The organism is Pseudoalteromonas sp. SANK 73390, from assembly GCF_054966645.1.
In genome coordinates, this window is record NZ_ARPN01000043.1 from 78,195 (window position 1) to 89,650 (window position 11,456).

Sequence of the window (11,456 nt, forward strand, 5' to 3'; positions counted from 1 at the left end):
ACTAGTATTTATTAAATACTTGAAAAAGCCGCTTTTTAAGCGGCTTTTTTATTGTTTGAGTGTGTGAAAGGGCGCCGTGGCGTTTAACTATGGCGTTCAATAAAGCGTTGCCAATGTACGTTACTATTGATAACCCGAATGGGGGCAATTATTTTTTTTAGCTGTAATCTTTCTTGGGGTTGTGTCAGCGCATCGTCTTTTAGCCCCATCAAATAATGGAATGCAGGCTTATTAGCCCGTTGAATCGCGGCGATACGAATTTGTTGTTCAAAGTTTAATCTTAGACTACTGATAGCGGTTTTAAGGCCTTGTTGATCTATATTTGGTAAGCCACATTTTTGTAAATACCCTAAGCGTTCACCTTCACCTGAAAACCATATTCTTACTTTTTCGCTATATCGTCCTGATTTAGAAGGCAAATCAAACAGTAAACGCTGTTGGCTTTGTGATTCTACATAGTGAATATATTGCTCAAGCCCTGCTTGCCATAACGCAGTATGAATTGGCACAAAGCGAGGTTGAATTTTACCGTGGGTATTAAAATTGAAGCCTTTGATAGAACCTTGCGTGACAATATCTGCTAATTGTAAACTGCCAATTTCATCACTGTAAGCGCCGCAGTAATAGGCAAGTAAAGGTAGCCAAAAGTGCCAATGCTTGGGCTGTTCTCTAGGTTGTTTTTCATCGCCATAAATATAACCATTAAATAGAATATGCAGTTCCATAGCAGAAAAGGCCCTTCGACCTAAATGAGATTTCATGCGTACAGTGCTACTCCTCTGATGTATAAGTGTTTAGTTTAACGCTTTAGAAATGCGGCGCATAGGGTTATAGCGCTTTATATGGCAAACGGCAAATACAACATGGCTGCTTATTGCTCAATCAGGTATACTACGCGGCCAAGTTTACTTGTATTGTAATTTTTGTATCTTTAAGGCACCATTTTTTCATGACTTTAGCAAATAATCACTTCAGGCGTTTTAGCGTGGCACCCATGCTGGATTGGACGGATAAGCACTGTCGAACATTTCACCGTAAGCTGAGTAAGCACGCGGTACTGTATACTGAAATGATCACAACCGGTGCTATTTTGTTTGGTAAAGGAGATTACTTGAGCTTTGGCGAGCATGAGATGCCTGTGGCACTTCAGTTAGGCGGCTCTGATCCTACCGCGCTTGCAAAGTGCGCCAAAAGAGCAGCTGAGCATGGTTACAGTGAGATAAACCTGAATGTAGGTTGCCCATCAGACCGAGTGCAAAATGGTCGTTTTGGTGCCTGCCTTATGGCTGAGCCTCAGCTTGTGGCTGAGTGTGTTGCTGCGATGAAAGCACAGGTAAATATACCCGTTACGGTAAAAACACGAATTGGTATTGATGAGCAAGACTCCTATGGGTTTTTAACAGCACTGATTGAAGCTTCTGCTAAAGTAGGGTGTGACGACTTTATCATTCATGCTCGCAAAGCATGGTTAAAAGGCTTAAGCCCAAAAGAAAATCGCGAAGTACCACCGCTTGATTACCCAAGAGTATATCAACTCAAGCAAGATTACCCCGATTTACATATTAGTATTAATGGCGGAGTGAAAACATTAGAGGACAGCTTACACCATTTAGCGCATATTGATGGGGTGATGATTGGCCGCGAAGCATATAGTAACCCTTTTATGCTTTCACAAGTGGATGAGCTTATTTATGGCGATACAGCGTTCATTCAAACACGCCATGAAGTCGTTCGCAGCATGTATGACTATTTTGAGCAGCAAATGTCGTCGGGTGCTAATTTTTGGCATATTGCTCGTCATATGTTGGGGATATTTCAAGGTCAGCCGGGCGCGAGGGGTTTTCGCCGTCATTTATCTGAAAATGGTCATAAAAAAGATGCTGATTTGAGTGTGATGGAAAAAGCGTTGAGCTTCGTACATGAAAAGTGAAGCTGCTTGCAAAAATAAATGAAAAAAAGCCGCATTTATGCGGCTTTTTTATGGCTAAAAGCACCATTATTTGGTTTTTTTAGCCATAATTAAGCCTTGTTATGTTACCGCACCTTCGCAGTATTATTAGTTAAGTTTATGTTTTTTAATTTCTTTTTATCTTTGGCACAAAGCTTGGAATAAGAAGTTAAACCAACGCCAATGCAAAGGAGCACAACATGGCCTTAATTAACCGAATTGAAGACTTGATAAAATCTGAAGTAAACGCATTTTTAGATAAAGCAGAAGACCCGCAAAAGCTTGCCGCGCAGTTAGTTATTGAACTCAGTGACGCGTTAAGTGAATGTCGTAGTACCGCAGCAGCCATTATCTGTGAACAAAAAGCCTTAGAGCGTCGTCAAGCTAACCAAGCTAAGCAAATAGAAGTATGGCAACAAAAAGCAGAGCATGCGTTGCATAAAGATCGTGAAGACTTAGCCAAGGCTGCTTTATGTGAAAAGCAAAAGTTAGTCGATGCTCAGCAATCATTGATGGATCAAAAACAAACGCTAGATGAAACGCTCACTAAATTGCGGGTTGATGCAGATAAGTTAGCCAGTAAAATTCAAACACTCAAAGCCAAGCAACAGCAGTTATTGCGTGCAGATAGAACGGTCAATGCGCGTATCAAAGTACGTAGTACATTGAATAAACAAGATGTTGAAAACGCACTGTCACGTTTTGATGAGCTTGAGCATAAGGTGGAGCGTATAGAGACTCAGGTAGAAAGCTATGAACTAGGTCAAAGCGCAACGGCACAGCAGTTTGAAGCGTTTGAACGTGATGAAAAAATTAACTCGGCACTTGCCAGCCTTAAACAGAAAATGCAAAGCACCAGTGCACCAGTTGGTGCCTAAGGAGTAAATAATGAGTATTTACCAACACAAAAAAGCATGTTTTCGTGATTTGAAAAATAAAAAGTTAGCAGGGGTGTGCGCCGGTATCGCTCAGCGCTTTGATATTCCAATTTGGCTGACTCGTGTTTTAACTGTATTGCTTTTTTTGAAGTTTCCGTTGTTTACGGCTTTAGCATACGGTATTTCATACGCGGTATTACCGAGTAAGTGTTAATAGGAGAGTACATTATGAAAACCGCATTTCTAGTACTTATCGCTCTGTTAGTTTGCTCAACGCTCTCTTGGCTTAATTCGCCCTTAGCATGGTTGAGTGTACCTGATTTCGTGCTGCAGTTAAGCTGGGTTGGGATGGAGTTATTTACGGTACTCATCGGTGTTATCGCTTTTATTGCGGTGGTCGCGTTGCTGGGAATGGGGTTAATTGGTGCAATATTAGTGGTGCTCATTGGGCTAGTGTTAGCGCTTCTATTTAACTCCATTGTTATTGTTTTTCCACTATTACTTCTGGTAGGAGTCGGGTGGTTAGTGATGGAACCTGCCTCTAGTTATTAACACATTTCAGTCTTAATGGTTGGCGCGCAACTGCTTAATTCGTGTTATGATTTAAGCAGTTATTGCTATTTTCAAGGAAAGTATATGTTCTTAAAATATCTAGGTGCGTTTGCGGTAGTGTTAGTTGTTAGTATCCCGTATTTAGCTCGTGCCGAGCAAGAAGGAGCGCATCAACATGAGTCAAGCTTAAAGCTTAGCGATGCTTACGTTCGTCAGTTTTTACCCGCTGCTAAATCTACCGCAGCTTATTTTTCTCTTGCCAATCACTCGGATAAAACTAGAGTGTTAAAAAAAGCTGCCATCTCAAAAATAGGTCGAGTCGAAATTCATGAGCATATTCATACAGAGGGTATGATGCGCATGCAACAAGTGAATGAGCTAACGCTTTTGGCACATAAAACCATCACTTTTCAACCCGGTAGTTATCACTTGATGGCATTTGACCCGGCTGAAGACCTTAAAAAAGGTGATAAGCTCACTTTAACGTTATACTTCGCAAACGGTGAGCAGCTACAAAGCCCTATTAAAGTTGTCTCTTTACGTGATGAAATGAGTCAACAAGGGCACGACCACTCACAACATAAACATCATTAGGAGCCGTTATGCAGCAACACATAGGAAAGTTATTTGGTGCACTAGGTGCTGTTATTTTTTTAGGTTATTTACTGGCTATATATTGGAGTGTTGAGCCAGATAAATTTGATGTTGTGGCTCGTGCCACACAGCAAGCACAAAACAATAATGAGCAAGTAGTGACGGGTTATGTAACAACGAATACATTAATTAGTGTGAGCGAAACGTTATTGAATAAGCCCGGTGGTTATTTATCAAACGATATGCTGCCGCCGAGTGTAATAATGGATAATATGCCTGCTTGGGAGTACGGCGCACTGGAAATGATTAGAGATTTGGCTTTATCAATGCGTAAAGATTTTAGTCGTTCACAATCACAATCTACAGAACACCAAGCTTTGAAGATGGCTCAGCCGCAATTTAATATCAGTTCAACGGCTTGGGCATGGCCTAGCGCAGAAGGTGAGTATCAGGCTGGCATTGACTACTTAAAAGAGTATCGCTCTAAAATTGCCAGTACTTCTGAACGCGACAGTCAATTTTACGCCAGAGCCGATAACTTAAGAGGTTGGCTCAAAGAAGCTGAAAAACGTTTAGGGAGTCTTAGCCAGCGTTTGAGTGCAAGCGTAGGGCAAGATCGAATGAATACTGATTTAGCAGGCGATAGTGCCGCTAATCAAGCCACTTATGCGCCTAGCCACAGTGAAATAAAAACTTCATGGTGGAAAATTGACGACGTATTTTATGAATCAAGAGGTGCAAGCTGGGCATTGCTGCATTTTTTAAAAGCGGTGGAGCATGATTTTGCTGATGTTCTAGCGAAAAAGAACGCAACTGTCAGCTTGCAACAAATCATTCGTGAACTTGAAGCAACTCAAGAAACTGTTTGGAGTCCGGTAATTTTAAACGGCAGTGGCTTTGGATTGGTTGCTAATCATTCGCTAGTAATGGCAAACTACATATCTAGAGCAAACGCAGCTCTTATTGAACTCAGTGAACTTTTAGCGCAAGGATAAAAAATGAAAAAGTACTGTATCGCAGCCGCACTGTCGATGGCTTGTTTAGCACCTGTTGCACAAGCAGACACGTTACTAGGCTTATATTTAGGAGCCGAAGGGTGGCAGGCTGATAATTCAGGTAACTTTGCTGAAAAAGGCAATGCACAATCTTTTAATTTTGATGACAAAACCTTCTCCAGTTTCTATGCCGCATTGGAGCACCCAATTCCTTTAGTGCCCAATATAAAATTACGTTACACCGAGCTGGAGCTTGATGGTTCAACAACGTTATCTGAAACTTTTGAATTTGATGGTAAAGATTTTACAGTTGGCACAACGGCTAACACCGTTACTGATTTAAATCATGTTGATTACACGCTTTATTATGAGGTTTTTGATAATGATTTAGTGTCATTCGATTTTGGTATAAATGTTAAACAGTTTGATGGCTCAATTCAGTTGCAGGGCACAGTAGCTGGTACGCCAACAACTGAAGTACGTGATTTTTCTGGCCTTGTGCCGCTTGGCTATTTACGTGCAGAAGTAGGCTTGCCTATGACTGGGTTTAGCGTGTTTGCAGAAGGTAGCATGCTAGCGATTGATGATAGTAAAATTCAAGACTATCAAGTAGGTGTGGCATGGGAAGTTATTGGCAGTATGGCGGTGGATGTATCGTTACGTGCGGGTTACCGCTCTATGGTTTTAGAGCTTGATGATGTTGATGATATTAGTACCGATATAGACGCGTCTGGTCCTTTTGCAGGCGTTGAAATTCACTTTTAAGCTGCATAAAGCGTGCGCTTAAGTGCGTGGTTTATTTGAAGTGACCCAAAGACAGTTGTTTGTACTTCTTGTGGGTCACTTTAAAGTTGCATGTTTATATCGAGTCTGCAAAATCTAATTGGCGCCAAGACTCATAAACAAATACCGCAACCGCATTTGATAGGTTCATACTTCGGCTATCTGCTTTCATAGGAATACGCAGGCGCTGCTCTTCTGGTAATGAGAAAATAATATCCTCCGGTAGGCCACGTGTTTCGGGACCAAAAAGCAAACAATCACCTACTTGGTATTGTGGTTGATGGTGATATTTAGTGCCCTTTGTTGTACAGGCAAATATGCGTTTTGGCTGACACTCTTTTCGGTAATCATCAAACGAAGCGTGACGCTTTACGTGGCTAAACTCATGATAGTCTAAGCCTGCACGCTTTACTCGTTTATCATCCCAATCAAAACCAAGTGGCTCTATCAGGTGTAATGCGTACCCAGTGTTGGCACATAAGCGAATGATGTTGCCTGTATTAGGTGGAATTTCAGGTTGGTAAAGTACAATATCTAACATAATCATCTCGAAAGCTTTTCAGCGTTAAGTATAACTAAATGACACCATATTTGGGAAAATTTAGAAGAGGTTTTGTGCTTTATATGTCATCAATATTTCACTTCATTTCAGTAAACTGTACACTGTTGAAATTATTTAAGACTAATCTATTTTAATACTAGCTCCATGTGTAGGAGAGGATTGCTTTTTTAATTACGGCAAAAAATTATTTTTAGAACAAATAAATAGCAATTTTTACCTTGTTACAGGCTTTACTTACTTGCATCATTTAAACGCACTTAATTAAGCAAACAGGTATGAAACATTATGACTGTGAGGGAAGTGTGAAGCTAAGTTATGCGCAGTTAGTGCGTTTTTCGAGTTTATTTACCATGCTGATGGTCGGTTTGATGATCGTTACTAAATGCTGGGCGTGGTTATCTTCAGGTAGTGCCGCTATGCTGGGGTCACTTACTGACTCTTTGTTAGATATTAGCGCTTCTTTGATGAGCTTTTTGGTACTAAGTTATGCGTTACGACCTGCTGATGACGACCATCGTTTTGGCCATGGTAAGGCTGAAGCACTTGCTGGGCTCGGACAAGCTGCATTTATTGCAGGTTCAGCATGTTTGTTGGCTTTTCACGGTATTGAGCGTCTCATTAACCCTGTGGTGCTAAAGCACTCATTGTTAGGAGTCTGGGTTAGTTTGTTTGCTATTGTGTGTACGCTTTTGGTGGTGATGGTGCAGTTTCAAGTAGTAAAGCGTACTCAATCAATTGCTGTTAAAGCCGATTCATTACATTATAAAGGGGATATTTTACTCAATATTGCCGTATTACTGGCTATTTTACTGTCTTATTATGGTGTTATTTATGCTGACCCTATCTTTGCTATTGGCGTGGCAGGTTATTTGCTCTATAACTGTTGGGATATTGCCAAAGAAAGCGCAGCTCATTTGATGGATAAAGAACTTCCAGATGATGAAAAAGCCGATATTATTATGTTAGCTTCGAGTCATGATGATGTTTATGGTGTGCACGACTTGCGTACTAGACAAAGTGGCAAGGTTAAGTTTATTCAGCTGCACCTGGAGTTAGATGATGATATGCCTTTGATGCGAGCGCATACGGTTAGTGATGATGTCGTGGCGATGATCCAACAAGCTTTTGAAGGTGAGCTGGATATATTAATACATCAAGACCCTGTGTCTTTGGCAGTTAACCCCAAGCTATCACAAAACTGATAGAATTCGCTAAGCACTGCATGGCGAATTTCATCTTTTTCGCACAATAGTTCATGTTTTGCACCTGAAAATACCTTAAGGTTTGCGTTTGGATGAGTGTGAGAAAAACGAATTTGAGCATGATTGTTGACGACTTCATCTTGCTCAGCGCTGGCAATAAATAAAGGCGTTTGGATTTTTAAATCAGGTAGGTTTGCTATAAAGCGAAATGCTTGGTTTAGCCATCCAAAGCTCACGCCACCTAAGCATAATTCGGCTTCGCTTTGATATAAAGCGCGAAAACGTTGATAACGAGTAGGGCAGTGAGTTAATTGGTTTTCGTGATACGGTGTATTCACGTAGTTACTTTGGCCAAATGCATAACGCTTACTAAGCCCTAACCAGCACGCTATTTTTGCAGCCCATGCAGCAAGGCGATAGGGGATATTATGGGTGTAAATATCAAACATTGGTGCAGATAAAAAAGCGCCACTGATGGTACTTGGGTAACGTGATAAGTAATCACAACTAATAGCTGCCCCCATTGAATGACTAAGCATAAATAGTGGCCCTTTTTGTTGGGGCATCACAAGGTTGGTGATAAAAGTATTGAGGTCATCAGCATAATTTGAAAATTGAGTTACATGCCCTACATGTGGATTAGTTAGCAAGCGCTCAGATAGCCCTTGTCCAATATGATCATAGGTAAAAACTGCGATATTGTTTTTTGCCAACTCCCACATCAACTCTTGATACTTCCAAGCAGATTCAATTCGGCCATTGACTATAACAACACTGTAATTTGCTGTTTTAGGAATATGATAAGCATAAAACAGCCGTCCACTTGAGCCGTTAAAGTAGCCTTGTTGGCAATGCAGCCAGTGTTGCTTTATCGCACTATTGTGTTGTACTAATTGCGCGCTGTTACTGTAAAAGTTCATATAGGTAATGTGATTGTGACAGCCAAACCTTGCGGCTGGTTGTGTTCAAACTCTAAAGTACCATGGTGCGCGAAAACCGCACGTTTAGCAATGGCTAAACCAAGGCCAATACCACCACTGTCTCTGTTTCTTGATTGGCTAGTACGAAAAAATGGTTGGCAAAGCTGCTTAAGTGAGTCATCCGATACACCCTCACCATCATCACGAATTACCAGCACCAAGGACTGTTTAGTTATCGAAAATGAGAGGTCGATTTGTTTATTTGCATACTTGATGGCGTTACGTAGAACATTTTCAATGGCACTACTGAGTAATGGGCCATTACACATGAGTGCCATCATAGGCACTTTCGCAATATTTAATACTTTATGGCGTTGCTCGGCCTCAAATTGCGCATCGAGTAACAAGTTGTCTAGTAATGTTGCTAAGCTTAATTGTTGTAATTGCAGGTTTTGTTGGTTATGTTCTAATCTAGATAGGGTAAGAATATCGGCAAGCATTTTATCTAAGCAATGTGCTTCTTTTTCAATTCGAGTTAAGTAAGTTAGTAGGTGCTCGCTCGCATGCTCTTGCGCTAAAGCATTGGCAAGAGTTAACCGTGTTAAAGGTGAGCGAAGTTCATGTGATACATCAGCTAGTAGCTGCTTATGTGTATTTACGCTTTGCTCTAACTTATCTGCCATATGATTAAAGTCATGCATCAAAATGGTTATTTCATCATGACGGTGTTTGGGTATATTAACGCGCGTGGTTAATTCACCTAAGGCGAGTTTGTTGGCGCTGCGCCCAAGCGCATTCAGTGGTGCAACTAAGCGGCGGCTAAATACAATGCTCAGCAATATAGATGGTAACAATACTGCAATTGCTTTTAGCCAGAACGGTAGCATTTTGATGCGCATTAACCAAGGTGACTCACGCAAAGGCTTAATCTGATACATTTGGTATTGTTGACCCTCTAATGAAATAGGAAAAGGGCCATAAGCAAAATAGCGTTCAGTTGCGATAAATAGCGGCTCGTTGGTGGCATTAAAATGCAGCAAAGAAAGGTCTAAATCATACTTGTTTGGGGTTGAACTGATACTTTGTTCTATATTTTCATGAACTAAATACAACCATTTATGTTGGTTAAAGCGCGAATGTGTAATCACTTTCATAAGCGGTTTTTGTTTAACGTTAACTAATCGCTCTATGTTGTGGCGTAGGTGAATCATCGTATCACGCAATTTACCTTTTAAGGGTTTACTTTCTAATTGTTCTGGTTGTAGCTGGCTAAGCGCTACCAATAATAACAAAATGCTTATAATGGTCAGCCAAAAGACTTAAAAAAGCTTAGGAAAAATAGCCCTGAAGGTCTGAACTTAAAGTTGCTGAATTTTTCTTTTAGCATTACTTTATTACGCCAAAAATACATAGCCACTGCCTCGGATAGTTTGAATGCAGTTAGCATCATTATGCCGTGCTATTTTTTTGCGTAAGTTGCTAACATGGACATCAATGGAGCGATCAAAAGGTGCTAAGCGGCGTCCTAAAACATGTTGGCTGATAGTATCCTTTGTGACTACTTGCCCGGCATGTTTCATCAACTGATGTAACACTGCAAATTCAGTACCTGTTAGTGTGAGTTCATGCTCAAAAACACAAACTCTGCGCGCTAATTCATTTAATGTGACATTGTTAAGCGTTAACTCAGATGTTTGACTGCTGGCTTGTTTAATGTAATCAATACGCCGACCAATAGCATGAATTCTGGCAAGCAGCTCACGATGATTGAATGGTTTGGGTAAATAATCATCAGCGCCGAGTTCTAGTCCAAAAATCCGGTCAAAGTCATCGCCTTTAGCTGTAAGCATAATAACGGGCGTAAGGTGGGTTGCTCGAAGCTTTTTAAGTACTTCAAAGCCATCTAATAATGGCAGCATAACATCTAACAAAATCACGTCATAATGCTCGTTGGTTGCACAAAGTAGCCCTTGCTCACCGTCGTATGCCTGAAATACTTCGCAGCCTTGAGCTGTTAAGTATTCCGATAATAAATCGCTTAATGTGTGGTCGTCTTCAATTAATAGCAGCTTACTCATAACAAAATTCACTCATAGTCCATAACCCAAGTTTACCTTGCTAAATATTAAATTGCAGATCTTTACACAGTCTTTACATAGCTTTGCGTTGCTTTGCACCGAACTGGTTAAGCTAATACGGAACACATTAATATAAAGGGCAATATCATGAAATCAACATCAGCAGTGGCAGTATTAATTTTGAGCACAAGTTTACTCTTTAGCGCCTTGAGCCAAGCAGGTCAAGGTAGGCACCACAGCGAACATTTCTTATTATCAACAAAAGCGGCAAATAAGCTAAATTTGACCGAAGATCAACAAAGTAAAATAGCTAAAATTGTTGCAGAGAAAAAGCGAGCAATGAAAGTGCTAAAAGCTGTACGAGGTGAGCATCAAGGTGATTTTAAAGCCTTAGTTGAAAGCGATTATTTTGATGAGCAACAGGCTCGAACATTAATTTCAAAAACCAGTGAAGTAAAAAATGACGCATTATTGGCTAAATTAAAAAGTAAACAGCAAATATGGCAGGTGCTTACATCGGAGCAACGAGAAAAGCTCGCGAAAATAAAAAGCCGTAAAATGCAAAGGCACTCAAAATAACGGCTTAAAGTATATCCGGTGCTTTTATGGGCGCATTAGTGCCCATTTCGTTCGTAATTTAAATGAGTTACTTAAAAAAGGAGTCATCATTTTTAGCGAGCATTGCTTCAATATCTTCGATCATTTCTTGTTGATCTTGCTCACTCATTTGCGTATCTGAAGTGACTGCGGTTGAGATTTTATTGTTCTCAAATGACCATTCACCGAGATCGATTAGTTGGCATCGTTTGGAACAAAAAGGCCGATTTGGGCTTTGCTCAGACCAAGTAACGTCCGCTTGGCAGGTTGGACACTTAACAACTGTGGGCATAAATAGCTCCGCTTTAAAATTTGCCCACAGTGTAATTAAAATCATAGCTAGATAC

The 11,456-nt window shown here is 40.6% G+C and carries 15 protein-coding genes; 9 read left to right on the forward strand and 6 right to left on the reverse strand.

Annotated elements, in window-relative coordinates; translation table 11 throughout:
* Positions 1 to 83 precede the first annotated feature (83 nt).
* A complete protein-coding gene (locus SANK73390_RS05245; protein ID WP_261626241.1) occupies positions 84 to 761 on the reverse strand; it encodes a site-specific integrase in 678 nt (225 codons plus the stop codon).
* Positions 762 to 949: 188 nt separating this feature from the next.
* Between SANK73390_RS05245 and dusA the strand changes: the two genes are divergently transcribed.
* The 7 genes from dusA (at position 950) to SANK73390_RS05280 (ending at position 5,732) form a co-directional block, all read left to right on the forward strand.
* Positions 950 to 1,930 (forward strand): tRNA dihydrouridine(20/20a) synthase DusA, encoded by a 981-nt coding sequence (gene dusA, locus SANK73390_RS05250; protein WP_462764402.1) that lies wholly within the window; start codon positions 950 to 952, stop codon positions 1,928 to 1,930.
* 218 nt (positions 1,931 to 2,148) lie between these two features.
* Positions 2,149 to 2,826 (forward strand): PspA/IM30 family protein, encoded by a 678-nt coding sequence (locus SANK73390_RS05255; RefSeq protein WP_462764404.1) that lies wholly within the window; start codon positions 2,149 to 2,151, stop codon positions 2,824 to 2,826.
* 10 nt (positions 2,827 to 2,836) lie between these two features.
* Entirely contained in the window at positions 2,837 to 3,040 is a 204-nt protein-coding gene (locus SANK73390_RS05260; RefSeq protein ID WP_462764406.1) for a PspC domain-containing protein, read from the forward strand.
* Between the two features lie 14 nt (positions 3,041 to 3,054).
* Positions 3,055 to 3,378, forward strand: coding sequence for a hypothetical protein (locus tag SANK73390_RS05265; RefSeq protein WP_462764408.1), 324 nt, complete (start codon positions 3,055 to 3,057; stop codon positions 3,376 to 3,378).
* Positions 3,379 to 3,462: 84 nt separating this feature from the next.
* The gene (locus tag SANK73390_RS05270; protein ID WP_462764410.1) at positions 3,463 to 3,972 is read left to right on the forward strand and encodes a copper chaperone PCu(A)C; all 510 of its coding nucleotides are present in this window, start codon (positions 3,463 to 3,465) and stop codon (positions 3,970 to 3,972) included.
* A gap of 8 nt (positions 3,973 to 3,980) precedes the next feature.
* Positions 3,981 to 4,967, forward strand: coding sequence for a DUF2333 family protein (locus SANK73390_RS05275; protein ID WP_462764412.1), 987 nt, complete (start codon positions 3,981 to 3,983; stop codon positions 4,965 to 4,967).
* A gap of 3 nt (positions 4,968 to 4,970) precedes the next feature.
* Positions 4,971 to 5,732, forward strand: a complete 762-nt coding sequence (locus tag SANK73390_RS05280) for a TIGR04219 family outer membrane beta-barrel protein (RefSeq protein ID WP_462764414.1) — start codon at positions 4,971 to 4,973, stop codon at positions 5,730 to 5,732.
* A gap of 94 nt (positions 5,733 to 5,826) precedes the next feature.
* Here SANK73390_RS05280 and trmL read toward each other — a convergent pair whose 3' ends face one another.
* A complete protein-coding gene (trmL, locus tag SANK73390_RS05285; RefSeq protein WP_462764416.1) occupies positions 5,827 to 6,291 on the reverse strand; it encodes a tRNA (uridine(34)/cytosine(34)/5-carboxymethylaminomethyluridine(34)-2'-O)-methyltransferase TrmL in 465 nt (154 codons plus the stop codon).
* 296 nt (positions 6,292 to 6,587) lie between these two features.
* Between trmL and SANK73390_RS05290 the strand changes: the two genes are divergently transcribed.
* Positions 6,588 to 7,514, forward strand: a complete 927-nt coding sequence (locus SANK73390_RS05290) for a cation diffusion facilitator family transporter (RefSeq protein WP_462764418.1) — start codon at positions 6,588 to 6,590, stop codon at positions 7,512 to 7,514.
* Here the strand turns inward: SANK73390_RS05290 and SANK73390_RS05295 are convergent.
* From SANK73390_RS05295 to SANK73390_RS05305, 3 genes are all read right to left on the reverse strand, one after another.
* Positions 7,466 to 8,434, reverse strand: coding sequence for an alpha/beta fold hydrolase (locus tag SANK73390_RS05295; RefSeq protein WP_462764420.1), 969 nt, complete (start codon positions 8,432 to 8,434; stop codon positions 7,466 to 7,468). The genes SANK73390_RS05290 and SANK73390_RS05295 overlap by 49 nt on opposite strands.
* A complete protein-coding gene (locus SANK73390_RS05300) occupies positions 8,431 to 9,726 on the reverse strand; it encodes an ATP-binding protein (RefSeq protein ID WP_462764422.1) in 1,296 nt (431 codons plus the stop codon). Before SANK73390_RS05300 ends, SANK73390_RS05295 begins: the two co-directional genes overlap by 4 nt.
* Before the next feature lie 102 nt (positions 9,727 to 9,828).
* The gene (locus tag SANK73390_RS05305; RefSeq protein WP_462764424.1) at positions 9,829 to 10,512 is read right to left on the reverse strand and encodes a response regulator; all 684 of its coding nucleotides are present in this window, start codon (positions 10,510 to 10,512) and stop codon (positions 9,829 to 9,831) included.
* Positions 10,513 to 10,659: 147 nt separating this feature from the next.
* On the opposite strand from SANK73390_RS05305, the gene SANK73390_RS05310 reads away from it, so the two are divergent.
* Positions 10,660 to 11,091, forward strand: coding sequence for a Spy/CpxP family protein refolding chaperone (locus SANK73390_RS05310; protein ID WP_462764426.1), 432 nt, complete (start codon positions 10,660 to 10,662; stop codon positions 11,089 to 11,091).
* Between the two features lie 67 nt (positions 11,092 to 11,158).
* Here SANK73390_RS05310 and yacG read toward each other — a convergent pair whose 3' ends face one another.
* Positions 11,159 to 11,401 carry a DNA gyrase inhibitor YacG gene (gene yacG, locus SANK73390_RS05315; protein ID WP_462764430.1) on the reverse strand — a complete coding sequence of 81 codons (243 nt, stop codon included), beginning with the start codon at positions 11,399 to 11,401 and terminating at the stop codon, positions 11,159 to 11,161.
* Positions 11,402 to 11,456: the final 55 nt, after the last annotated feature.